General features: G+C 58.3%; 23 protein-coding genes. 18 read left to right on the top strand and 5 right to left on the bottom strand.

The window, feature by feature from the left end:
- The first annotated feature begins 204 nt into the window (after positions 1-204).
- The 6 genes from MHY08_RS01080 (at position 205) to MHY08_RS01055 (ending at position 5988) form a co-directional block, all read left to right on the top strand.
- Positions 205-834, top strand: a complete 630-nt coding sequence (locus tag MHY08_RS01080; protein ID WP_204608313.1) for a C40 family peptidase — start codon at positions 205-207, stop codon at positions 832-834.
- 114 nt (positions 835-948) lie between these two features.
- On the top strand, positions 949-1992 hold the full coding sequence (locus MHY08_RS01075; protein WP_239234808.1) for an NlpC/P60 family protein: 1044 nt from the start codon (positions 949-951) through the stop codon (positions 1990-1992).
- Positions 1993-3096, top strand: a complete 1104-nt coding sequence (locus MHY08_RS01070) for a glycosyltransferase family 4 protein (protein ID WP_239193592.1) — start codon at positions 1993-1995, stop codon at positions 3094-3096.
- A 38-nt stretch (positions 3097-3134) separates the two neighbouring features.
- Positions 3135-4067, top strand: coding sequence for an ROK family protein (locus MHY08_RS01065; RefSeq protein ID WP_005324472.1), 933 nt, complete (start codon positions 3135-3137; stop codon positions 4065-4067).
- A gap of 23 nt (positions 4068-4090) precedes the next feature.
- Positions 4091-4831, top strand: a complete 741-nt coding sequence (locus MHY08_RS01060) for a 1-acyl-sn-glycerol-3-phosphate acyltransferase (RefSeq protein WP_239234806.1) — start codon at positions 4091-4093, stop codon at positions 4829-4831.
- A gap of 65 nt (positions 4832-4896) precedes the next feature.
- Positions 4897-5988, top strand: a complete 1092-nt coding sequence (locus MHY08_RS01055) for a hypothetical protein (RefSeq protein WP_367620233.1) — start codon at positions 4897-4899, stop codon at positions 5986-5988.
- A 326-nt stretch (positions 5989-6314) separates the two neighbouring features.
- On the opposite strand, the gene MHY08_RS01050 is transcribed toward MHY08_RS01055, so the two are convergent.
- Positions 6315-7076: a glycosyltransferase 87 family protein gene (locus MHY08_RS01050; RefSeq protein ID WP_239234802.1), complete on the bottom strand. Its 762-nt coding sequence runs from the start codon at positions 7074-7076 to the stop codon at positions 6315-6317.
- Positions 7077-7150: 74 nt separating this feature from the next.
- Here MHY08_RS01050 and MHY08_RS01045 point away from each other — a divergent pair, with 74 nt between their 5' ends.
- Both MHY08_RS01045 and MHY08_RS01040 read left to right on the top strand, forming a co-directional pair.
- Positions 7151-7660 (top strand): polyadenylate-specific 3'-exoribonuclease AS, encoded by a 510-nt coding sequence (locus MHY08_RS01045; protein ID WP_239228289.1) that lies wholly within the window; start codon positions 7151-7153, stop codon positions 7658-7660.
- Positions 7661-7704: 44 nt separating this feature from the next.
- Positions 7705-9093: a class II 3-deoxy-7-phosphoheptulonate synthase gene (locus MHY08_RS01040; RefSeq protein ID WP_239228186.1), complete on the top strand. Its 1389-nt coding sequence runs from the start codon at positions 7705-7707 to the stop codon at positions 9091-9093.
- On the opposite strand, the gene MHY08_RS01035 is transcribed toward MHY08_RS01040, so the two are convergent.
- The gene (locus MHY08_RS01035) at positions 9090-10349 is read right to left on the bottom strand and encodes a protein kinase (RefSeq protein ID WP_367620232.1); all 1260 of its coding nucleotides are present in this window, start codon (positions 10347-10349) and stop codon (positions 9090-9092) included. The two genes, MHY08_RS01040 and MHY08_RS01035, sit on opposite strands and share 4 nt — an antisense overlap.
- On the opposite strand from MHY08_RS01035, the gene MHY08_RS11720 reads away from it, so the two are divergent.
- Both MHY08_RS11720 and MHY08_RS01030 read left to right on the top strand, forming a co-directional pair.
- Positions 10290-10415 carry a hypothetical protein gene (locus MHY08_RS11720; RefSeq protein WP_367620242.1) on the top strand — a complete coding sequence of 42 codons (126 nt, stop codon included), beginning with the start codon at positions 10290-10292 and terminating at the stop codon, positions 10413-10415. The two genes, MHY08_RS01035 and MHY08_RS11720, sit on opposite strands and share 60 nt — an antisense overlap.
- A 37-nt stretch (positions 10416-10452) precedes the next feature.
- Positions 10453-10857 (top strand): Rv2175c family DNA-binding protein, encoded by a 405-nt coding sequence (locus MHY08_RS01030; protein ID WP_239228184.1) that lies wholly within the window; start codon positions 10453-10455, stop codon positions 10855-10857.
- Here MHY08_RS01030 and MHY08_RS01025 read toward each other — a convergent pair.
- Genes MHY08_RS01025 through MHY08_RS01015 form a run of 3 tightly spaced genes read right to left on the bottom strand, consistent with a single transcriptional unit; the run spans position 10826 to position 14009 of the window.
- Positions 10826-12316 carry an alpha-(1->6)-mannopyranosyltransferase A gene (locus tag MHY08_RS01025; protein ID WP_239228183.1) on the bottom strand — a complete coding sequence of 497 codons (1491 nt, stop codon included), beginning with the start codon at positions 12314-12316 and terminating at the stop codon, positions 10826-10828. The two genes, MHY08_RS01030 and MHY08_RS01025, sit on opposite strands and share 32 nt — an antisense overlap.
- Before the next feature lie 8 nt (positions 12317-12324).
- A complete protein-coding gene (locus MHY08_RS01020) occupies positions 12325-13404 on the bottom strand; it encodes a polyprenyl synthetase family protein (RefSeq protein WP_239228288.1) in 1080 nt (359 codons plus the stop codon).
- 50 nt (positions 13405-13454) lie between these two features.
- A complete protein-coding gene (locus tag MHY08_RS01015) occupies positions 13455-14009 on the bottom strand; it encodes a GNAT family N-acetyltransferase (RefSeq protein WP_239228182.1) in 555 nt (184 codons plus the stop codon).
- A gap of 230 nt (positions 14010-14239) precedes the next feature.
- Between MHY08_RS01015 and MHY08_RS01010 the strand changes: the two genes are divergently transcribed.
- The 8 genes from MHY08_RS01010 (at position 14240) to murF (ending at position 23204) form a co-directional block, all read left to right on the top strand.
- Positions 14240-14671 (top strand): SAV_6107 family HEPN domain-containing protein, encoded by a 432-nt coding sequence (locus MHY08_RS01010; RefSeq protein ID WP_239228181.1) that lies wholly within the window; start codon positions 14240-14242, stop codon positions 14669-14671.
- 109 nt (positions 14672-14780) lie between these two features.
- Positions 14781-15179, top strand: a complete 399-nt coding sequence (locus MHY08_RS01005) for a DUF3040 domain-containing protein (protein WP_239228180.1) — start codon at positions 14781-14783, stop codon at positions 15177-15179.
- A gap of 447 nt (positions 15180-15626) precedes the next feature.
- Positions 15627-16061 (top strand): division/cell wall cluster transcriptional repressor MraZ, encoded by a 435-nt coding sequence (mraZ, locus tag MHY08_RS01000; protein ID WP_005324499.1) that lies wholly within the window; start codon positions 15627-15629, stop codon positions 16059-16061.
- Between the two features lie 158 nt (positions 16062-16219).
- Positions 16220-17260 carry a 16S rRNA (cytosine(1402)-N(4))-methyltransferase RsmH gene (gene rsmH, locus MHY08_RS00995; protein WP_239234800.1) on the top strand — a complete coding sequence of 347 codons (1041 nt, stop codon included), beginning with the start codon at positions 16220-16222 and terminating at the stop codon, positions 17258-17260.
- Positions 17257-18060, top strand: coding sequence for a hypothetical protein (locus MHY08_RS00990; RefSeq protein ID WP_239234797.1), 804 nt, complete (start codon positions 17257-17259; stop codon positions 18058-18060). The genes rsmH and MHY08_RS00990 overlap by 4 nt, the downstream gene beginning before the upstream one ends.
- Positions 18061-18255: 195 nt before the next feature.
- Positions 18256-20127, top strand: a complete 1872-nt coding sequence (locus tag MHY08_RS00985; RefSeq protein ID WP_370658777.1) for a peptidoglycan D,D-transpeptidase FtsI family protein — start codon at positions 18256-18258, stop codon at positions 20125-20127.
- 9 nt (positions 20128-20136) lie between these two features.
- Complete coding sequence (locus MHY08_RS00980) at positions 20137-21672, top strand: UDP-N-acetylmuramoyl-L-alanyl-D-glutamate--2,6-diaminopimelate ligase (protein WP_239234795.1); 1536 nt, start codon at positions 20137-20139, stop codon at positions 21670-21672.
- Positions 21673-21674: 2 nt separating this feature from the next.
- The gene (gene murF / locus MHY08_RS00975; RefSeq protein WP_005328922.1) at positions 21675-23204 is read left to right on the top strand and encodes a UDP-N-acetylmuramoyl-tripeptide--D-alanyl-D-alanine ligase; all 1530 of its coding nucleotides are present in this window, start codon (positions 21675-21677) and stop codon (positions 23202-23204) included.
- Positions 23205-23209: the final 5 nt, after the last annotated feature.

Here is a 23209-nt window from a genome sequence, read left to right as displayed (position 1 = left end):
TAACCTATTCGAGACATTGAGTTACCGCCCGAAAAGGTGCTCAATCTAAACAGAAGAATTACAGCGCCGCATCTGGCCCCTCCTACTGAGGGGCCGAGTGGAGGAAATCCTAAAGGAACGGATTCCCAACGAACGCTAGTCCCCCAGGGTCAGAGCTTCCTTTACAAGGGGAGTAGGCGCGCAGGAAGATTTGGAGTTTTACTCATGGCACAGCACCGTCGTCAGGGCATGAAGAACACCCGTCGCATCGCATCTACTGCAGCACTGGCTGCAACCGCCGCCGTCGTCGCACCGGGCGTCGCACAGGCAGCAGAGGTCGTCGTACCTAATACTGACTACCGCTTTGAGGTAGCAGGTCTGGAAAACGTCCCGAACATTGACCAGGTTCCGAACATCGACCGCTACGTTCCGTCCCTGGGTAAGGTTTCTAACCAGCAGAACACCAACTACGCAGCAGCTGGCCACAAGCAGGCCGCTCCGGCACAGCAGACCGTTGGCCAGAAGGCACTGGCTGCAGCACGCTCCGTCATCGGCTCCCCGTACGTATACGGCGCCGCTGGCCCGAACGCCTTTGACTGCTCCGGTCTGACCAGCTGGGCATACGCTCAGGCTGGCAAGCAGATCCCGCGTACCTCTCAGGCACAGGCTGCCGCCGGTACCCCGGTATCCCTGGATCAGCTGCAGCCGGGTGACATCATCGCTTACTACGGTGGTGCTTCCCACGTTGGTATCTACACCGGCCACGGCACCATCATCGACGCCCTTAACTCCGGCGTCCCGGTTCAGGAGCGCGACCTGAACTACATGCCGATTCACTCCGCAGTTCGCTTCTAAGAAGCAGTGGATCTTGCCCTCCCCTTCGCGGGGAGGGCTTTGTCGTGCATTAGGGGGTAAAACCCGCTATAGTTAGTACGATTTTTAAAATTTTCTTAGTCTAAGGGTCCTTACGTGTCTAAACGAGTACTTCCTGCAGCTGCACTTGCAGCGGCTCTTGCTGTTACGTCGGTTTCTGGGATTTCGCAGGTTGTTGCGCAGGAGGCGGCTCCGCAACAGGAGAGTGCCACCGAAGATGTGGACGCCTTGGTGGAGCGCGTTGGCGAAGTCGCGCGCAAGGTTTCTGCCAAGAATGAAGAAGTAAAAGAGCTTGAGGTCAAGCTCGAGGAAAAGCAGGTTGAGGTCGCTAAATCTGAGCAGGCCGCCGCTGAGGCACAAGCGCGTGCGGACGAGGCTAAAGGCGATGTTTCCACCCAGCAGGACCGTGTCAATGGCATCGCACAGTCGCGCTACCGTGGTGATTCCCGTTCGGCAGTGTCTGGTGCCTTGGCTGCAGAAGATCCCTCCGATGCCGTAGAGCGCATGGGCTACCTCGGCGCGCTTTCCCGCAAGGCCCAGCGCACTCTTGATGCAAAGGCTAATGCCGCTTCCATGGCGGAAGAGGAAAAGCATAAGGCTGCCGACGCCGCCACCAAGGTGCGCGAGGAAAAGAAGGTGCTGGAAGAGCAGCGCGAGGAGCTTCTCAAGGAGAAGGAGGAGCTGGAAAAGCAGCAAAAGGACATCGAAAAGCAGGTGGACGCCCTCGATGAACAGCAACGCGAGGCTTGGGAAGGCCAGTTCGGCGGATCTGATAAGCCGGATATGGATTTGGGCGAGGTCGCAGACGGCGCTGCTTCCGCAGCGTTGTCGAAGCTGGGCGCTCCATATGGCTGGGGTGCGGCTGGCCCCGATCAGTTCGACTGCTCTGGATTGATGTTCTGGGCGTATCAGCAGATTGGCAAGTCCATTCCGCGTACGTCCCAAGCTCAGATTGCCGGTGGCACATCGGTACCGCTGGAAGACCTACAGCCGGGCGATATCGTGGGCTATTACCCGGGAGTAACTCACGTGGGCATGTACATCGGTAATGGTCAGGTGGTCCATGCCTCTACCTATGGCGTGCCTGTTCAGGTAGTACCGCTGAAGTCCATGCCGATTACCGGAACGGCGCGGTACTAAGTGGCCCGCGTTCTGCTGGTAACCAATGACTTCCCGCCCAAGATTGGCGGGATTCAGTCTTACCTGCGCGATTTCGTAGCGACCTTAGATCCGCGCGATGTCGTGGTCTTCGCCTCAACCCAGGAATCGCCGGCGGAATTCGATGCTGGGGTGGACTACAAGGTCATCCGCTGGCCTCGCCGCGTGATGTTGCCGACGCCCGCCACGGTGCGTCGGATGCAGGAGATCATCCGCGCAGAAAATATTGACATCGTATGGTTTGGTGCAGCCGCGCCCCTTGCTTTGATGGGCAAGGCCGCAAAGGAGGCGGGGGCGACCTGTGTGGTAGCTACGACGCACGGGCACGAAGTGGGGTGGTCAATGGTGCCCGTTGCTCGGCAGTGCCTGCGCCGCATTGGTGACAATGCTGACGTGATTACCTATATTTCTGACTACACCCTGCGTCGGTTGCGTCGACCATTTGGACCGAATCCGCGCTGGGAGCACCTGCCTTCCGGAGTGAGCGTGGAAGGCCTTTCTCCAGCCACGCCAGAGAACCGCGCAGCGGCGAAGGCAGAGTTCGGGGTTGCAGGGCCGACCATCGTCTGCATTTCACGGTTTGTCCCGCGCAAGGGTCAAGACCAGCTGCTCCGCGCTATGCCTTTAGTGCGCGAGGAATTCCCAGATGCACAGCTACTGCTCATAGGCCGCGGACGCTATCGCGCGGCCCTAGAGCAACTGGCGGAAATGTACTGCCCGGACGCAGTGATCCAAGAAGCAGAAAGCATTGAGACTGCATTGCATGCAGCGGATGTTTTTGCCATGCCGGCCCGCACTCGCGGCGGAGGGCTTGACGTCGAGGGCTTGGGAATCGTCTATTTGGAGGCGCAAGCGTGCGGCCTGCCGGTTGTCGCTGGAGACTCCGGTGGTGCACCGGAGACGGTGACGGGGGAAACGGGGGTCGTCGTCAAGGGCGGATCTGTGCCGGAACTAGCTGGAGCGTTGAAAGCTCTCTTGGCTGACCCGCAGCGTAGGCTGCGCATGGGGCAGGCGGGGCGTCGCCATGTGGAAGAGAATTGGACGTGGCGGATAATGGGGCAGCGATTGCGGCAGCTGATGTCTTGATGTGACCCTAACCCGGTTGTCGGTATATTCTGTTATGCATGCTTAAGAACAACTCCGCCGATCTGACTATCGGCTTCGACGTCGGTGGCACCAACGTGCGCGGCGGAGTGATCACTCGGGAGGGTGAGATTCTCGCGAGCCGCACGGTTCCTACTTCCATGGACGCAGAGCAGCTGGAAGCGGACATTGTGGGCATTGTCGATGAGCTGCGCGCTGACTATGAGGTGGACGCCGTTGGCCTCGCCTTGGCGGGATTTTTGGATCCTACGTGCGAGGTAGTGCGCTTCGCCCCGCACCTTCCCTGGCGGCACGCTAATGTCCGGGAATCGCTCTCGCAGAAGCTCGGTATGCACGTGCGGTTGGAGCATGATGCAAATTCCGCCGCGTGGGGTGAGTGGTGCTTTGGTGCTGGCCGCGGAGCGGAGGATTGGGTTTTCTTTGCGGTAGGAACAGGTATCGGTGCCACGCTGATGACGCATGACACCATCTACCGCGGTGCGTTTGGCACCGCCCCAGAATTTGGACACATCGTGGTAGTCCCAAATGGCCGGCAGTGCTCTTGCGGCAAGCGCGGCTGCTTGGAACGCTATGCCTCCGGTACTGCGTTGCCGGATACCTGCGCTGATCTGCGTGGAAGCTATGAAACCTCGCTGCCGGCTGAGCCCACCGGTAAGGAAATTACCCAAGCGGCGCGACGTGGAGATCCGCTTGCCGTAGCGGTAATGGAAGACTTCAGCCGGTGGCTGGGCCAGGGCCTATCCATTGTTGCTGATGTTTTGGATCCGGAGCTCATCGTGCTCGGCGGCGGCGTATCCCAAGATGCGGACCTCTACCTCGAGGGCGCTGCCCAAGCCATGGGACAGGATATTGTCGGGGCAGGGCATCGCCCCCTCGCACGTGTTGCCACCGCAGAATTAGGGTCGGCAGCGGGTATGATTGGCGTAGCCGATTTGGCCCGCAGTGGCCGTTAAAACTAACAAAGGACGACCTGGCGATGAAAAACAAGTGGTACTGGACTTTTAAGCACATCTTCTTCGGACCCGCCCTGCGAGTATGGAATCGCCCGTGGACCGAGGGCATCGAGAAAATCCCCGCTGAGGGTCCTGCGATTTTGGTGTCGAATCACCAGGCGGTTATGGATTCCTTCTTCTTTCCTTTGGTGTGTCCGCGCCAGATAACGTTTCCGGCTAAGTCGGAATACTTCACCACTCCGGGTCTTGTTGGTAGCCTGCAAAAGTGGTTCTTTACCTCGGTAGGCCAGGTCCCCATCGAGCGCGATAGCGAGGACGCTGGCGACGCCATCGTGGAAACCGCAGAAGGCATTTTGTCCCGTGGCGATCTCTTCGGTATCTATCCGGAAGGAACTCGTTCCCCAGATGGCCGCGTGTACAGGGGACGCACCGGCATGGCGCGCATCGCCATGGAGACTAATCAGCCAGTATTTCCCATCGCGATGATCAATTCGCGCAAGGCCAATCCCATTGGCTCGTGGATCCCGCGCCCGTTTAAGGTCGGCGTGCGGGTAGGTGATCCTATCTGGCCGCATGACTGGGCAAAGGAGCGCGGCATGAATCCAGCGGAGCATGACACTGTCCGTGCTTTCACGGACTTTGTGATGCATAATTTGGCCGAGTTGAGCGATCAGCCTTATGTTGACGTGTACGCCTCCGATGTGAAGGCTTCGCTCAAAGCCGGCCATGGTTACCCCGCCGGCGCTGAATACAAGGGGAGGTAATCACTATTCCCAAGGCCCGTTTAGCTTGGCCAGATACCGCTAAAGGTGTATCCATTATCGGCGTAGTGCTTTTGCACGTGACGCAGGTGGTTCCGGAAGGTGAGTCAACGTGGTTGGCTGACCTGAACATGTGGCTGGATCCTCTCCGACTGCCCTTGTTCTTCCTCGTATCCGGCTATTTCTCTTCCAAAATTTTTCGCTATTCCTTTAGCGAGTTATTTACTCGCCGCCTGTGGTTTTTCCTCGTTCCTTATACGGTGTGGATGACCGTTGAGCTGTGGACCAAGCGTACTGAACACCATTGGGCGTTTGGGGATCCCTACCTGCAGTTCACGGATCTTATTTATAACCTGCTTTTGGGCCAGACCATTGCGTGGTTTATCCACGCGCTCATCATCTTCAATATCTTTTTGTGGAGTGTGCGCAAGCTGCCCGCATGGGCGGGCATGACATTGAGCTTTACACCACTGTTGTTCATCCCGTGGCAGGATCATTACTTCTTTATAGGCAATGCGATTAAGTTTTTGCCTATTTTCGTCGGCGCAGCCTATCTGCGTGGGCCTATTACGCGATTTGCCGATGCCGCCGAAGCCCCTTTCAAACGCATCTTCCGCATGGGTTCTCTGTGGGCTTACTGGACGGCGATCGTGAGCTACTTCGCGGGAGTGTTCATCCGGAAAACGTGGAATGCCCTCGAAGGAGAAGTAACGGTGCATTGGCCGTTGCCCGGGAGCGATATCCTAGGCAGGGGGGATCTCGACCTGTTGATCCGCTTTGCGGAACAGACGCTCGAAACCCCGGCTGGCATCGTAGGGGCAGTACTCATCAGCCATATTCCGGCGGTTTCTGCGTTTGTGAAGTTTGTGGGGCGCCATACCTTGCCTATTTATTTGGCCCACCCAATCGGCATGACGGTGGGGTACGGCTTCTTCATGGCCCACCGCGATTATGCCGTTAGCTTGGCAGGACAGTGGCCGATGGAAAATACGTGGTTCTGGATAGCGATGTGCTTTTTCTATTCGGCGGCTACTTCGGTGGCACTGTGGGCGCTGGGGAAGGTCCCTATCCTCGGTTGGACATTGGTTCCGCCGCGGATTGATAAGCGCCGGTCCGCCGCAGAGCCAATGGTAGCGAGCAAAGAACCAGCAGAGCAGTAACGATGACATAGTCATTGCCCACGATGTTTTGCCACCAAGCCCAATTCAGCTCTTGGCCATTGGTGTGAGGAACGGGCCAATGTCCGCGAGCCAAAAGAGCCAGCCAGGTTAGTGCGGCGAGCTTCCACCGGCGTTGGGCTGCAAGAAGGACGCCAGCAAGTACCAGCCAAGTGAAATGGTGCGACCAGGACACCAGCGAGCAAAGTGGTGATATTGATGCAGCCAGCAGCATGAGAACGGACTGGTTTCCATGGGAGAGGCGCTCCATGACAAACCACACGCTGGCAATGACGACGAGAACGGCTATGAGCCATAGCTCTTCTGTGTTATCGGGGGCCAAGGCGGCTAAAGAAACCGCGCAGAGATTGGTTGGAGCTATAAGCCAACCCACCAATGCGGTTGGAATCGCGCAATGTCTCGCTCCAGTACTGAATCCAGCTGTGCGGATTGCAGGCAAAGGCGATTAGTCCGGCTGCGAAGAAAGCGCCGAGTGAGCTGAAAAACGCGCGCCACTCGCGGCGGACAAAGAACACAGCAAGAAATACTGCGGGGGTGAGCTTGATAGCCATGGCGATACCGGTAAGCACGCCTCGTCCGCGGCCTGGACGGAGCCAGAGGATGTCTACCACCACGAGGGCGGAGAGTAGGATATTTACCTGGCCGAAGCTAAAGGTCTCCGTAATAGGTTCGGTGAGCATGGCAGCCAGTAGTGCCCAAGCTGCCCATCCGGAGCACTTAATGGAGCGAAGGACGAGCGCTACGCAGGCCCAGAGTGCGGCAAAAGAGGCGACGGATACAAGGATGCTTGCGGCGGTAAGAGGGAGCCAGCTCAGTGGGGTAAAGAGCAACGCCGCGAACGGCGGGTAAGTAAAGGGGAGGGAGACGTCGCGATTGCTGCCTACGAGATAGTCCTTGGCGTAGAGGTCGCTGCCAAAACCAGCGCCTCCTTCGCGGTAAACGTCAAGGTCAATGTGGTAGTAGGCGGAAAAGTGTCCTGAGAAAAGCTCCGGTATATCAATGAGCCACCAAAGGGCCACGAGAGCGGAAAGGCACAAGGGTAGAGCAGTAAACCACAGAGACTTCTTCACGCCAGAAGTGTACAACCGTCGCTTTAAGGGGCCAATTTATTGCCGTGTACTAGGCGGCGCTAGGCTTGGGAGACGTGCGCTACTTCTATGACACCGAATTTATTGAGGATGGACAGACCATTGAATTGGTCTCCATCGGCATCGTCGGTGAGAATGGCAGCGAATATTACGCTGTGTCCACGGATTTTGATCCCGCCAAGGCCAATTCTTGGGTGAAAGATAATGTATTGGATAAGCTGCCGAGCCCGCGCGATCCAGTGTGGAAGCCTTTGGATACAATCCGCTCGGAGGTCCTAGAATTCCTGACGCAGAGCTCGACTCCGGTAGAGCTGTGGGCTTGGGTCGGTGCCTATGATCACGTGGTGTTGGCACAGTTGTGGGGAGATATGGCCGGTTTGCCAAAGCGCCTGCCGCGCTACACCCGCGAGCTTAAGCAGTATTGGGAGTTTGCAGGCCGCCCGGGCCTGCCCGCAGTGCCCAAGGGGAATCACGATGCGCTTGTCGACGCCCGCCATAACCTCGCCAAGTTCCGCGCCTGCGCCCAAGTGCTTCCGCTCTCTAAAGGCAATAGAATTAATATCTAGAATTTAACTAACGCGCGATAGGCTATTAGTGGTTAAATAGCAGTGTGAGTTGGACAGTAGATATTCCGCAAGGCGTTCTCCCGGACCTTCCTCCTTTGCCAGAGGGCATCGAGGAAGTCTTCAAGGACGTCATCAAGCGTGACGCAAAACAGCAGCCCAGCTGGGATACCGCCCAGGCCAATAACGTGCGCAAGATTCTCGAATCCGTACCACCCATCGTGGTTGCACCAGAGATCGAAGCGCTCAAAAAGAAGCTGGCAGACGTTGCCCTAGGCAATGCCTTTTTGCTGCAGGGCGGCGATTGTGCGGAAACTTTTGAGTCCAATACCGAGCCCCATATCCGCGGCAATGTAAAAACATTGCTGCAGATGGCCGTGGTTTTGACTTATGGTGCCTCTGTACCCGTGGTTAAGTTGGGACGAATTGCTGGCCAGTATGCTAAGCCGCGATCTTCCGATACGGATTCCAATGGCCTGCTGAATTACCGCGGTGACATCGTCAACGCCGTGGAGCCAACCGAGGAAGCACGCCGCCACGATCCGGCCCGCATGATCCGGGCGTACGCCAATTCTTCGGCGGCGATGAACCTGGTTCGCTCCTTGACCTCCTCTGGAACTGCGGATCTCTACCGCCTACACGAGTGGAACCGTGAGTTCGTAAGGAAATCCCGCGCCGGTGCCCGCTACCAGGATCTGGCCCGTGAGATCGAAAATGGCCTGAACTTTATGAATGCCTGTGGCGTGCATGATGACACCCTGCGCTCGGCCGATATTTACTGCTCGCATGAGGCCTTGCTGAAGGATTACGAACGGTCCATGCTGCGCTTAGGCCAGGACAATAACGGCGATACTAAGCTCTACGATCTCTCCGCACACCAGGTATGGATTGGTGAGCGCACCCGCGGTATCGAAGACTTCCATGTCAATTTTGCGGCGATGATCGGCAATCCTGTGGGAATCAAGCTGGGGCCGGGAGTTACTCCAGAGCAGGCCGTGGAATACGCGGAAAGGCTTGACCCGCATCGCGAGCCAGGGCGCCTGACCATGATCTCCCGTATGGGCCACGATAAGGTACGCACCGTTTTACCGGCCATTGTGAAGGCGGTAGAAGACTCCGGACACAAGGTGGTATGGCAGTCCGATCCCATGCATGGCAATACCTTTACCGCATCGAACGGTTACAAGACTCGGCACTTTGACAAGATCGTGGATGAGGTGCAGGGCTTCTTCGAAGTACACCGTGAGCTGGGCACCCATCCGGGCGGTGTACATCTCGAGTTCACCGGTGAGGATGTTACCGAGTGCCTTGGCGGCGCCGAGGACATCACCGATGTGGATCTTCCGGGTCGCTATGAGTCGGCCGTGGATCCGCGCCTGAATACGCAGCAGTCGCTGGAACTGTCCTTCCTCATTGCGGAGATGCTGCGTAACTAAATCCACAGGTTCGGTGTCGTGTCGTAGAGCGAGGACCCGAACCACCACCCGCCGATAGCTACCGCTCCAACGGCAATCGCGACCACTAGTAAGAAAAGTACTAGCGAAATTGGATTGCGGTTGGTCAGCGGACGTTCGGCGGGTTCTTCATGTGCGCTCTGCACCGGCTGTTCGGGAACGGAAGCCGGCACCGGTGTGGGCGCAGATGCGGCTGCAGGTGCAAATGGTTCGAGTGGGGGCTCGGCCGCCGAATACGGTTGTGCTTGGGGTCGAGAAAAAGATTGCGGCTCTGGCTCTGGAGCAGCCTCGGCCTGCGGCAAATCTAACTTCGTCTCGAAGCTCAGACGTTGCGGTGGGATAACTTCTGTCGGCCCGCCATCGAGCTGTTCTGTTTCGCCTTGCGGGATGGTGCGGGTGGGCTCGAAGATTTCGGTGGCACCGGTGCCAGAAAAGTCCGTGGGTGCCTGTGCAGTGCGCGCTGCGGCAGCATTCCTAGGGGCGGGAATGGAGACGTCCGGAAGATCAAGCTCTCGGCAGACATCATCGAGTGCTTCAAGAAACTCGCCGGCGTCGGCGAAGCGCTCGCGGGGATCGCGGGCGGTGGCGGTGGCCACGAGGGCGTCGACAAGCTTGGGCACCCCAGAAATCCGCGATGACGGCGCAGGGACGTCAGAATCCAACCGAGCCGTAGCATGCGCTAGGGGAGTATCGCCGGAGAAGGGAACGGTTCCGGTAAGTAGCTCGAAAAGGACGATGCCTGCCGAATAAACGTCCGAGGCAGGCGTAATCTCCTCACCCGTGACCTGCTCCGGTGCTAGATAGGACACGGTGCCCACAATCGTGTCTGAGGTGGCCTCAGCATTGGTGGCGCGCACTAACCCAAAATCGCCTACTTTTACCCGGTGGTGGGAGGTGATAAGCACATTATCGGGCTTAATATCGCGGTGGATGAGGCCAGTGGAATGCACCTCCTCCAAGCCGCGCAAAACGTTGCGCAGGGTAGAGGTGGCCGCCTGAGCTGGAAAGGGGCCTCCCTCTGCCAAAAGCTCACGAAGCGTACCACCATCGATGAGCTCCATGATGAGGTAGATGGGTTCGCCATCGGCTGAAAAATCGTGGATAGCCACTAGGTTGGGGTGCTGCAGGCGAGCCATTGCGCGGGCCTCGCGGGAAAAGCGCTTGATAAAGATTGGGTCATCGCAATAGCGCTCGTCCATGACCTTGGCCGCGACCGCCCGCCCGAGCCGCAAATCCACGCAGCGATACACGGTAGACATGCCACCGCGGGCAATGGGGCGATCGATGCGGTAACGATTCTCTAGAATGTCACCAATTTCCAACCTAGTCATGCCTTCCAGTATGGCCGATCCCACTACCCGCGTTAAAGTAGGTGGCGTGATTAACGTAGAAAAATCCCTCGATTCCTTGCTTGCAAACGAAGAACTGCTCAGCATGCAGCAGGTAGCGGAAAAGCTAGACCTGCCCATTACTCGTGCCTATGACCTGCTGCAGGACCGAAAGTTCATTGCCTGGGATTCCCCAGAAGGAAAGCGCGTTCCGCTAGCTTTCTTTAATGATAAGGGCGTCATTGCCAAGCATGTGACTGCGGCAATAACCGTGCTCACCGATGGCGGCTACAAGGACGCGGAAATCTTTAAATACCTTTTTACTGAGGACGACTCACTCCCAGGCCGGCCGATCGATGCCCTGCATGGTCATCTCGCTCGCGAGGTTATCCGTCGCGCGCAGGCTGCTGCTTTTTAGGCACTCCTTCAAAGAGCCATTGGGTTGCAAACCATGCCACCACGATCATCCCGATGACCCAGAACCAGTTATAGAGCTGGTGATTGCCATCCCCGGAAAAGGAGACGCCGATAAATAAGGCTACGCCGGTGGTGAACTTCAAAAGCCACAGTGGCGGCCGGAAGGTACCCATCAAGGTAAAGATGGAGGCGTAGTACCACGGTAAGGTCACGGCGTTGAATACGAAAGCAACTTGATACGCGGCCGCGGTGCCCATGATGGCATCGCGGTTGTTTTTGCGGCACAACCACCACACCGCCACTAGGCCAATGAACATGCATGCCATGGCGATGCTGCGCAAGACAGCCAAAATGGCGTTATAGGAGGCATCCGGCATGAAAATCTGGACGGCAGGGAAGATAACGTCGGTAGCTAAGGTAGGACCTGCGAGCGGGTTGATGACCTTGGAGTTGCCGCTAATTTGCGATAACCAACCCCAAGATGTGCCCGAAGCCCACGTGATCAGTGCTACTGCGGCGATGATTTCCGCCACCGCAGCGATGCCGGATACAGCGAAGACGAAGACCGACCGCCACACGCTTGAGCCCCGGGGCGCGTAATAGTGAAGCATCATCCACACGATAAAGGGCGCAGCGATGAGCGCTGTGGCCTTCATCGCTACGGCTGCGCCCACGAGTAAAAGTGCCGCGTGGAAGCGCCTATTCAGAGCCGCAAGTAGGCCGATGGACACAAGCCCCACCATGAGGGACTCATTATGCATACCGCCAATTAGGTGCAAGATGATAACCGGATTAGCTACGCCGAGCCAGAGTGCTACCGCCGGATCCGCACCGAGCTTGCGGGCGATCTGTGGAATTGACCAAGCGATAGCAATGAAACCGAGTAGAGAAAGAGCCTTATAGACCACGACGCCCGCGGTGACGTTATCGCCCACCAAGCTGGTGACCAATTCACCTATCCAAAGGTGAAGGGGACCATACGGGGTGGTGGTATTGCGCCAATCCTGCGATACCTCGAGGAGGAAGGGGCCGGGGTTAACGGCGGCGCCTTCGGTATATGGATCAAAGCCATCGCGGACCATAGCCCCCTGCATGAGGTAGGAATATACATCGCGTGAGGCCAAAGGGCCGGCCAACAATAGGGGAGCGACCCAGGCAATGAGGATGCGCTGGATATCGCGTAAGCCGCCCTCGGGGAGTGGGGTTTTAAGCTGTGGGCGAATGATGGTGCGCCCGGCAAGCACCCACGCTGCGGCGAGAAGGAAAATTCCCACCCAGTACAGTGCGAGACCAAGATTGCGCCCGTGTCCATAAGATAAGAATCCGATATTGAGCGCTTCTAATAGCCCCCCTCGGTTACGGGTAGCGCCGCCCGAAAAAGACGCCAGCAGCAAAACGCAAGAGGCTGATAGACCCAGCGGCAGTGCGCGCGGAATGGGAAAGGAATACGTCTTTTCCACGGCTAGACCTACTTGTGACGAGCGGTGGCTTTAATAGCCAATCGCTCTAGGGTCTCGGTCACCGCAGGATCCACCTGTGCGGCACGCAGATGTTCGAGGCCAGATTGAGTCAGCGATTCGATTCGGCGTTCAATTTCTTGTGGCGCACCCGAATCAGCAATGATTTGCGCCATGCGGTCCAATTCCTGGGGATCCGAGGTTTGTCCGATGAATTTGCGCAGGGTAGCGGCAGCTTGTGGGTCAGATTCATCCGCGCGCTGGAGTGCTAGCGCCAAAAGCTCGGTGCGTTTTCCCTCGCGCAGATCATCGCCAGCTGGCTTGCCGGTAATTTCCGGATCGCCGAAGACTCCCAGTTGATCGTCGCGTAGCTGGTAGGCAATGCCGATATCGTGACCATAACCGCGGAAGGCAGCGATAAGGTCCTCGCTAGCGCCGGCTATGGCCGCACCTAGGTGTAGTGGGCGTTCAATAGTATAAGCCGCCGTCTTGTAGCGGTTGACGGAATTGGCTAGTTCTACAGACTCGGAGCCTGCTGCTTCCAAGGAAATATCTAATAGCTGGCCGCCGATGACCTCGGTACGCATTCCGCGCCACGGACTGCGGGCGCGGCGCAGTGCAGCTGCGCTCAAACCGGAATCTTGGAACATGTCTTCCGCGTATACCAGCGCTAGATCGCCTACCAGGATTGCCACGGAGGTGCCGAAGAACTCGGGATCGCCCAAATAGTCCGACTCGCGGTGGAGCTTTTCGACGCTCCGGTGCACCGTAGGATTCCCGCGCCGGGTATTGGAGGCATCGATGATGTCATCGTGGATCAATGCGCAGGCCTGGATAAATTCTAGAGACGCCGCCGCGCGAAGCATGGCTACAGGGTCCTCTTCTCCACACCCTGCGGCAAGGTAGCCGGCCCAAGCGTACGTGGGGCGTACCCGCTTGCCACCATCAAGCACGAAGGATTCCAAAAAGCTTACGGCCTTGGTTACAGGGCTGCCAATTTCTGCCACTTGTCCTCGGCGTTGGTTAAGGAAGGCTGCGAGTTCTTCGCGCACTGCACCGGGGATCTCCGCAAGCTCAGGAATATTCTGCATAGTCACACTCCACACGATACCGGCTAGGGTGCGCAAGGAATAACAGAGGTTTACAGCGGCAGGGCGGCCCCCAAAATGGCAAATGGGCGAGTGTCCGCGGGGTAGCGGTGATTGCGGATAATGTCGAAGAATCCGGCGGATCTATACAGCCGAAAAGCCCCGTTGTCCTCATTTGGCACTTCCGGCGTTGACAGTAGGGCGTAGTGGGCCGGGGCATTCCACAACAATCCCTCCAGCAGTTGTCTGCCCAGCCCATGGCCTTGATACTGCGGTAAGACGTGGATCTCTGCTAACTCAAAATAGTTGCGCACAATATCCCACTGCTTTTCGGTGGGCCCGCCTTGTAGGCGCAGCCCGCGGCGAAGTTCGGCGTCCCACCAGTTATCCGGGGAGCCTAGAAATCCATAGGCTACTCCTACAGTGCCGTTGTCGTGAGTGGCAATCAGAGCACTGAACCCGGGCCGGATCAGGTCATTTCGCCAGCCTGCTATGCGGCTGTGCAGAATATCGGGGCGATAATTCATCGCCTCGATATAGATCTCAACCAATTGCGGGGCCAGCACAGAGAATTCTGGCGGAGTTAGGCGGCGGATTTCAAAGCTCACGGTGTCTATGACACCAGAAGTATGCGCCAAGTGGAGCAACAGGGCGGGTGTTGGGCCACCGAGAACAGAATAGGAGTTTCGAACAAAATTTGGAGAATAAGCATTTTACGGTGTCGCTCCTATTGTTACATTCGAACATCGGAACTATTATGAACTGTGAGATGTCCGGTGGCCTTCTTAATGTCAGGGGCACTTCAACGGCGTTAGTTACTTAGTTAAGGACAAGGACAATGGCACAGATTATTTCGGCAACACGTACTCGTTCTTTTGGTCGAGAGGGAGGCAAGCGGGCTCGATTCCTCTTTCAGGCGCGTGAGCTATTGGACTCGGCGCGCGGATATGCAGCACATGGGCGATTCGACCAAGCTTTAGAGGTGGCATACCAGGCGGCGCTGCGTACCGCCGGTGCGCGAGTGGCGGCTTCCGCAGTGGCGCGGCGTCGCCGTCTTCCTTCTAGTGCTTGGGAGCGCCTAGCTCTAGTAGGTGTGGAAGATAAGCGGTGGGCGGAAACTTTTAAGGCCTATTCTCGGACCCGCGCTCGAGTGGCATCGGGCCTAGATGAAGTGCCGGGTGAAAAGTTCGTTTATGGCCTTATGCAGCGCTCCGCACAATTCTTGGATGAAAGTGAGGCAGAGACAACGTTTGGTTCTTTTGCTGCGTAGTCACTGCGTGGGGGCGCTCACTACCTTTTAGGGAACATACTGATTATTCTGGGCGTTAGTATAGATAGAACTATTACCGCCTGAAGCCCAATCCCTAGTTGGAGGAACAGTGTCTCTTTCTGAGCAGGAGCAGCGAACGCTCCGTGAAATTGAGGAATCGTTGCTTGCTGACGATCCTAAATTTGGTGCTTCCGTTTCTGAGCCTACGTCGTTTGGCGGCTCTGGCGGTGCAGTAACCCTGCGGGGTGTGGCGCTCGTCGTTGTTGGCCTTTGCATGCTTATTGGTGGTGTTGCTCTAGCGCAGCAAAGCCTGTGGTTCATTGCCCTTTCCATTGCGGGATTTTTGGTCATGTTTGCCGCCGGTGTATGGATGCTGCGTGGTGATGGCTCTGGTCGCTCATCGCAGGATCGCTATTCTGGTGGACGTGCAAAGAAGTCTGCTTCCCGCAACGGGGGTGTTAGCGGGAGGCTCGAAGAAAACTTCCGTCGCCGTTTTGAGGAGCGTTAGCGCCTTTTAGCCTTAGTTGCCCCAGTCGATTCAGTAGGGATTGGCTGGGGTGTTTTCATGCCTATCCAAAATCTCCCACTTTGCCCCACTAATGGTCTTGTTGGTGGGGCATTGTGGGGTAGGCGACCCTCGTAAAGCTCAAAACGCTGGGTCAGCGCAGTATGTGGGGTTTAAGTGAGGGGGTGGCATCTTATCTTGGTGTTGCAGGTGGGGTAATAGGGGTGAATATAGAGGGTTGTCAATACCCTTTATGGGATTTCTGCCCACCGGAAAACGGTCAGCTAACTGCGGATATCAGTATCTTCTCTCGGAGACACGCCGCTTTAAGTGGGTTAGGTGGGGGAAAGTGGGGTAGAGTGGGGCGCAGCGGAGGAAAGAGGGGCTCAAGGGTCTCGATTCTGAAGTGAGAGAATCCGGAGTTTTCGAGTAAGGAAGGTGGACGCCGGGATGTTTCTCGGAACCTACACTCCGAAGCTCGATGACAAAGGACGTCTTACGCTTCCGGCAAAATTTCGCGATGAACTCGCGGGTGGCCTCATGGTCACCAAGGGGCAGGACCATTCATTGGCCGTGTACCCACGGGAGGAATTTGCGGCACGCGCACGGAAGGCTGCGGCGGTTTCTCGAACCAATCCAGAAGCACGTGCTTTCATCCGTAACTTGGCAGCAAGTGCGGACGAGCAGCGGCCGGACGGACATGGGCGCATTACGTTGTCCGCGGGGCATCGGGAATACGCAAACTTGTCCAAGGAGTGCGTTGTGGTTGGCTCTGTGGACTTTCTCGAAATTTGGGACGCAGCCGCTTGGGCTGAGTACCAGTCGCAAACTGAAGATGCTTACTCGGCAGCTGATGCCGATGACGTACTAGCGGGCTTGCTCTAAGCCTGCACAAGAGTGCGTGTAAGGACTCTGCCCGAGGCGGATGATTCTGGTGTACTTCCCCGATATCAGAAACCTGCCTCGGACAGGGCCCTATACGCACTCGCATGCTTTCCACCACTGAAAGTCTGGGAAATTGAGAAAGGGGGATGCGGGGAGACATGGCTACAGAAGGCTTGAACTATGATGTGGCTGCCAATCACGGTCACGTTCCAGTCATGCGCGAGCGCATGGCCGAGCTCCTGCGCCCCCAGGTCGAGAAAGCGGGGGACAATGCTGTACTTGTTGACGCCACCTTGGGCGCCGGCGGCCACACCCGCTACTTTCTAGATTCCTTTCCAAAGGCTCGGGTTATCGGCGTGGACCGCGATAAGCAGGCATTGCGCAATGCAACCGAGCGCCTAGCTCTCTATGGCGATCGTTTCGTGGGCGTCAATGCACGCTTTGATGAGCTGGGCAGTGCCATCGCGGAAGGTGAGGGTGACATCTTTGATTCGGCCCGCACCGCAGGTATCGCCGGCGCACTTTTTGACCTCGGTGTTTCCTCGATGCAGCTAGACCAGGCGGACCGCGGATTCGCCTATAAGACGGATGCGCCGTTGGATATGCGCATGGATCCCTCGCAGGGAATTACTGCGGCGGATGTGCTCAATACCTATTCGCACGGTGACTTGGCCCGAATCCTCAAGACCTACGGCGATGAGCGCTTCGCGGGCAAAATTGCCTCGGCCGTGCTGAAGGAGCGCGAAAAAGAGCCCTTCACCAACTCCGGCCGCTTGGTCGAGCTGCTCTATGATGCCATTCCGGCTGCTACCCGTCGCACTGGCGGCCACCCTGCCAAACGCACCTTTCAGGCGTTGCGGGTTGAGGTCAACCACGAGTTGGAGGCCATCGAGAATGTACTGCCTGTCATTACTGGAGCATTGGCTGTAGGCGGCCGCGCGGTTTTCATGAGCTATCAATCCCTAGAAGACCGCGCCGTTAAAGCGGCCTTTAAAGAACTGAGCACTTCCAAGACACCGGCAGGACTGCCGATGGATCTTCCAGGTACCGCACCGCAGTACAAAATCGTCACCCGTGGTGCGGAAAAGGCTTCCGAAGAAGAAATTGCAGAAAATTCCCGCGCCGCGTCGGTGCGGGTTCGTGCCATTGAGAGGCTCGAAGGAAAGCCGGAATTTCTACCCCCGGGAGGCCGGAAATGAGTACCATCCCACGCCGAAACCACGTAAAGACTGACAGCCGCGACAGAGAGGCCACTCGCACCATGGGCGCCAGCCGAGACTTCACCACCGGAATCGACACCGGAGCCCCGACGGCGCTGCGGGAGCGCCCAAGCACTAAGCACGCTCCGAGCCGCACTCGAGTCCCGCACCGCAGCACCAAGCGTCTGGGATCGAAACAGGTGGTCAGCTTCCGTGGCCGCCAGCTGCAGCCGCAGACCAAGAAGAGTGGCCTGTTTACTCGTCTGTCCGTTATCGCGATCACTCTGCTTATCGCCGGTGTTGTCATGGCAATGTGGCTTTCTGGTCTGTCTACCAAGCAAACCTTTGCCATCCAGCAGCTCACCGTCCAGGACTCCCAATTGGATAACCAAATTGAGACCCTGAATCGCGATGCAGAAAATCTTAGCTCTTCTGCGGATATTGCTCGTCGTGCGGATGAGATGGGCATGGCCGTTCCTAAGCAGCCGGGGATTGCGGAAGTCGGCGGTGATGGAAAGATCGTCGAAAAGCGCGAAGGCACCCCGGATACAGAAAAGCTCATTGACGTAAACGGTGAACCTATTCGTCCTGGCCAGGCCTCCAGTGACCCGAAGGATACGGAGGGCATGTCGGATTCCCTTAACGCCGTGCCGCAGGGCCAACAGCGCACTGCTCGTGGCGGCAGCAGCGATACTGAGGATCGCAATAAGGACCGCGAGGCAGGCAATACTGGCGCGGAATCAGGCAATGCGCGTCCCAACCTTCCCGCGCGTGCGCCTTACGCGAGCCGCGCCGAATAGCTAGGGAAGAATATCCGGTGAAAAAGATGATGCTCGCGCGTGGTGGCGCGGGCATTCTCACTTTTGTAGGGCACAATCAATACACGCAAGAAATTGTGGCGGAAATAGGGAAGGTGACATTGGACCGTGACTGTGCCAAGTAAGGCTAGGCGCCGCTCGCGCCGCTCCACCAGCTCTGCGGTGCCGCAAAAGAAGATGATGCGCAAACGCCTGCGTATCATCGTCTCCGTTGTGTTGGTGGCGATGGTTGTCCTTGCCGGCCGCTTGGCTTGGGTGCAGCTAGTCTGGGGGCCGGATCTATCCGCCAAGGCCGTGACCCAGCGCGAGCGTGTTTATATTGAACCCGCCCGCAGGGGAGAGATTCTGGACCGCGATGGCCAGCGCTTGGCCTACACGATGAAGTCTCGTTCCTTGACTGTCTCGCCGACGCGCCTGCGTGATGAGCTGAAGGACAAAGCCAAAATAGAGGGTCAGAATGATGGCTCGATCGAAGGCATGGATGGAAGGAAGCTCGATAGCTTCCTCAATCAAAAGATGGAGCAGACGCTCAAGGACATGTCTGAGGGAATCCCCAAGATGATTGAGGATTCCGGTGCCTCCGCTTCTAAGGTAGATAAGGAGGATATCCTTAATAAACTCAAGGCTGATACTCAGTACGAGGTATTGGTGCGCAACGTCGACCCCGATGTAGCCGTAGAGATTGCAAATAAGTACCACGGGGTGGCTGCGGACCGCCAAGACATTCGCCAGTACCCCAATGGTGCAATCGGGGAAAACGTAGTGGGCAAGGTGTCGATGGATGGCCATGGTCAGTTTGGCTTCGAGGCCGCGCGCGATACTGAATTGACGGGTATCGATGGCCAGTCCACCGAGGACGTATCCGCAGATGGCCAGGTGATCCCAGGCACTCTGCGTGACGTCGTGGATACCGTTGATGGTCGCGACGTCACCCTCACTCTGGATTTGGACCTGCAAACCTACGTTCAGCAAAAGCTGGAAAAGGCCAAGGCCAACTCTAAGGCTTCCGGTGCGGAAGCAGTGGTCCTCGATGCTGCCACCGGCCAGGTCCTTGCCATGGCCAATACCGATACCGTGGATCCCAATAAGAATGTTGAGGATCAGCTTGATGAGGGTAAGGACTTTGAAAACCGCAGCGTCTCCCACCCTTATGAGCCGGGTTCTGTAGCCAAGGTGGTTACCGCGGCTGCTGCACTGCAGGAGGGCGTGACCACCCCGGATGAGGTGCACCAGGTCCCCGGTTCCATCGATATGGCGGGCGTGACGGTCAACGATGCCTGGGAACACGGCACCGAGCCGTATACCACCACCGGCATCTTTGGTAAGTCCTCCAACGTCGGCACCTTGATGATCGCCGATAAGTTGGGCCAAGAAAAGTACGCCGAGTACCTCAAGAAGTTTGGGTTGGGCAATACCACCGGTATTGAGCTGCCGAACGAATCGGCCGGCAGCGTCCCAGATTTGGAGCAATGGTCCGGCGGCACCTTCGCTAACCTGCCTATTGGTCAGGGCCAGTCGTGGACCACCTTGCAGATGGCCAGCGTGTACCAAGCATTGGCCAATGGCGGCGAGCGTATCGAGCCGCGCATCATTGACTCGGTCAAGGGGCCGGACGGCAAGGACGAAAAGCTAGAGGAACCGGAAAAGAACCAGGTGGTGAGCCCAGAGACCGCCAAGACTACGGTGGATATGTTCCGTGCCGTCTTCCAAGACGATGATGCAGGCCTACAAAACGGTACGGCCGGCAATGCGCAGCTTAAGGGCTATCAGCTTTCCGGCAAGACCGGTACAGCCCAGAAGGTGGACCCAAATACTGGGGCATATTCGAATTCCGCCTATTGGATCACCTTTGCCGGCATTGCGCCGGCCGATGATCCGCGCTTCGTTGTTGCCGTCATGCTGGATGAGCCTAAGTCCGGCGTGGAGGACAATGGAGGCGGCGGCCAGTCGGCGGCACCTATCTTCCGCGATATCGCCTCGTGGCTACTTAATCGTGACAATATTCCAACTTCGAAACCAGCACCGCGGCTGACCCTGCGGGCACAATAGGAGCTTAGTATGACCGTTTCTTTGGACACTCTCGCCCAGCTTTCTGGTGGGCGCGTCATTGGTGATGCCTCCGTGGAAGTCTCCGCGTGCGGGCTGGATTCTTCCCGCCTGCCGGAAGGCGCGCTCTTTGCCGCCCTGCCGGGCACGCGCGTACACGGCGCGCAGTTCGCTCGCGATACCAGTGCTGGAGCTGTGCTTACCGACGCCGCCGGGCTCGACCTGCTTACCGAGGCCCAAGAGACCCGCCCCATTGTGGTGGTGGAGGATATTCGTGCCGTGCTCGGCCCCATTTCCGCCGAGATTTATGGCCACCCCACCCGTGACCTGACGGTCATCGGCGTTACCGGCACCTCCGGCAAGACCACCACCAGCTACCTGCTGGAGGCCGGCCTGCTGCACGCCGGGCACTCCGTGGGCCTTATCGGAACCACCGGTACCCGTATTAACCGCACGCCGGTTCCCACCTCGCTCACCACGCCTGAGGCACCGACCCTACAAGAGCTTTTCGCGCGCATGAAGAACGAGGGCGTTACCCACGTGGTGATGGAAGTGTCCTCGCACGCGCTGGAGCTAGGACGCGTGCGCGGAACTCGGTTTGCGGTAGGCGGGTTTACGAACCTGAGCCAGGACCACCTTGATTTTCACCCCACGATGGAGGACTACTTCCAGGCAAAGGCGAAGCTCTTCGCCGGGGAGCAGGCGGCTGAACGAGCCGTCCTCTGCATCGATGATGAGTGGGGCGAGCGCATGTGCGGCGTCGCCAAGAGCGCGGGCCACAACGTGACTACGGTTGCCACCCAGGGCGCTGCGGCCACGATCAGCGCGCGCCAAACCGCCACCGAGGCCACCGGCGCCCAGAAGGTGGCCTTGAACTATGAGGGCGCCGATTTCGCCTTCCGGCTGCCGCTGCCTGGCGAGTTCAATATCGCCAATGCTTGCTTGGCGCTCGGCATGGCCGCCGCGGTGGGAGAGGACCCGGCGGAGTTCTTGTCGGGAGTGGAAAAGGTCGCAGTCCCCGGCCGCATGGAGCGCATCGACCGCGGCCAAGACTTTGTAGCCGTAGTGGACTATGCGCATAAGCCGGCGGCCATCGCAGCGGTGCTTGACACCCTGCGCGGTCAGCTGGAGGGAACCACGGGCCGCGTCGGCATTGTTGTCGGCGCCGGCGGAGACCGCGATAGCTCTAAGCGCCCCATCATGGGCGCAGCCGCAGCCAGCCGCGCTGACCTTACCGTGGTGACCGATGACAACCCGCGTACCGAGGACCCCGCCACCATTCGCGCTGCGGTGATGGCGGGCGCACGTGACGCCGCCCCTCAGGGCGATATCCGCGAGGTAGGCTCCCGCGCCCGTGCCATCGATGAGGTCGTCGATTGGGCTGAGCCGGGCGATGCTGTCATCGTCGTGGGCAAGGGCCACGAGGTGGGACAGCTCGTGAACGGAAAGACGTTGCACTTTGATGACCGCGAGGAAATGGCCCGCGCCATCGAGGAAAAGCTGGCCGGAACCCCGCACCGCGATACCCTTGGGGATGCGAAGGAGTAGACATGATTCCACTTTCTATTGCCGATATTGCCGAAATCACCGGGGGCAGCCTCGATTGCGTGTCTGACCCAGACCAGCGCGTTACCGGGTTTATCGAATTCGATTCCCGCAAGGTAACTAAGGGCGGGCTCTTCCTCGCCCTGCCCGGGGCCCGCGTGGATGGCCATGACTATGCAGAAAAGGCCATCGAGCAGGGCGCAGTGGCGGTGCTGGCGGCGCGGCCGGTGGGGGTTCCGGCGGTCGTCGTCAAGCCCCAAGGCCGCGTTACCGGTGATGCCGCCAACGCGGATATCTATGCCCACGACGAGGACGGCTCGGCCGCCGCGGTGGTGCAGGCGCTATCCGATATCGCGCGGGAGGTCACGCGCCGCCTGACCGCCGAGCAGGGCCTAGACATCGTGGGCGTAACCGGCTCGGCCGGTAAGACCTCCACCAAGGACCTACTGGCCACGATTTTCCGCGCAGAGGGTGATACCGTCGCTCCTCCCGGCTCCTTTAATAACGAGGTCGGCCTGCCGTATACCGCTTTGCGCTGCGATGAGCACACCCGTTTCCTAGTCGCAGAAATGTCCGCCCGTGGCATCGGTCATATCCGCCACCTGACCACCATTACCGCGCCCACCGTCGGCGTGGTACTCAATGTTGGTACCGCGCACTTGGGCGAGTTTGGCTCACGGGAAAATATTGCCCAGGCCAAAGGCGAGCTCGTTGAAGCCTTGCCCTCGGCCGCTGAGGGCGGCGTCGCCGTGCTCAATGCCGATGATCCCTTCGTCGCCGGCATGGCACCGCGCACCTCAGCCAAGGTCGTCTACTACTCGGCCAATAAGCCGCCGGCTTCCGACGCCCAGTACTACGCCAGCGATATCCAGCTCGATGACGTTGCCCGCCCCTCGTTTGTGCTGCATGCGCCGGGAACGGATCCGCTTCCGGTGAAGCTGCAGGTCTTTGGCAAGCACCAGGTCTCTAACGCATTAGCAGCGGCCGCCGCGGCCATCGAATCGGGCATGGACCCGCAGGTGGTAGCTAACGCGCTTTCCGGGCACCAGAATGCCTCGGAACACCGCATGGACGTGCGTACCCGCCGCGATGGAGTAACCACCATCGATGATTCCTATAACGCCAACCCCGATTCCATGCACGCGGCCATTGCCGCGCTGGCCTATACCTCGGCCGCCCGACCGGATGCCCGCGCCATCGCCGTGCTCGGTGAGATGGGCGAGCTCGGCGGAGAAGCAGTGGCCGCCCACCGCGCATTGGGAGAGGTGCTTTCCAAGTACCACGTTGACCACCTCGTGGCCGTGGGAGACAACGATAATATGAGGGCCATGGTGGAGGCCGCACAGGCGCGGGGTATAAATACTACTATCAGCCCGGATGTTGACGCCGCTGCGGCGGCTGTCGAAGACATCATCAGGGTAGCGCCTGCCGGCATCGAAGATTGGACGGGGCGCGAGGCCAAAGATGTAGTCCTCATCAAGTCGTCGAATGCCCAGCGCCTGTGGCGCGTGGCAGAACAGCTCAATCGCCGTTAGTCCTC

Origin of the sequence: Corynebacterium sp. ACRPJ, from assembly GCF_022347345.1 — a bacterium.
Lineage (GTDB): Bacteria > Actinomycetota > Actinomycetes > Mycobacteriales > Mycobacteriaceae > Corynebacterium > Corynebacterium tuberculostearicum_D.
Note: the sequence above shows the minus strand (reverse complement) of the source record. Positions and strands in the feature narration are given on the sequence as shown.

Excerpts from the sequence above, each read along its gene's own strand:
- MHY08_RS01080 (WP_204608313.1), top strand. The coding sequence starts at position 205 with ATGGCACAGCACCGTCGTCAGGGCATGAAGAACACCCGTCGCATCGCA.
- MHY08_RS01065 (WP_005324472.1), top strand. The coding sequence starts at position 3,135 with ATGCTTAAGAACAACTCCGCCGATCTGACTATCGGCTTCGACGTCGGT.
- MHY08_RS01060 (WP_239234806.1), top strand. The coding sequence starts at position 4,091 with ATGAAAAACAAGTGGTACTGGACTTTTAAGCACATCTTCTTCGGACCC.
- MHY08_RS01030 (WP_239228184.1), top strand. The coding sequence starts at position 10,453 with ATGGCCGATCCCACTACCCGCGTTAAAGTAGGTGGCGTGATTAACGTA.
- MHY08_RS01020 (WP_239228288.1), bottom strand. The coding sequence starts at position 13,404 with ATGCAGAATATTCCTGAGCTTGCGGAGATCCCCGGTGCAGTGCGCGAA.
- MHY08_RS01010 (WP_239228181.1), top strand. The coding sequence starts at position 14,240 with ATGGCACAGATTATTTCGGCAACACGTACTCGTTCTTTTGGTCGAGAG.
- mraZ (WP_005324499.1), top strand. The coding sequence starts at position 15,627 with ATGTTTCTCGGAACCTACACTCCGAAGCTCGATGACAAAGGACGTCTT.
- rsmH (WP_239234800.1), top strand. The coding sequence starts at position 16,220 with ATGGCTACAGAAGGCTTGAACTATGATGTGGCTGCCAATCACGGTCAC.
- MHY08_RS00990 (WP_239234797.1), top strand. The coding sequence starts at position 17,257 with ATGAGTACCATCCCACGCCGAAACCACGTAAAGACTGACAGCCGCGAC.
- MHY08_RS00985 (WP_370658777.1), top strand. The coding sequence starts at position 18,256 with ATGATGCGCAAACGCCTGCGTATCATCGTCTCCGTTGTGTTGGTGGCG.
- MHY08_RS00980 (WP_239234795.1), top strand. The coding sequence starts at position 20,137 with ATGACCGTTTCTTTGGACACTCTCGCCCAGCTTTCTGGTGGGCGCGTC.
- murF (WP_005328922.1), top strand. The coding sequence starts at position 21,675 with ATGATTCCACTTTCTATTGCCGATATTGCCGAAATCACCGGGGGCAGC.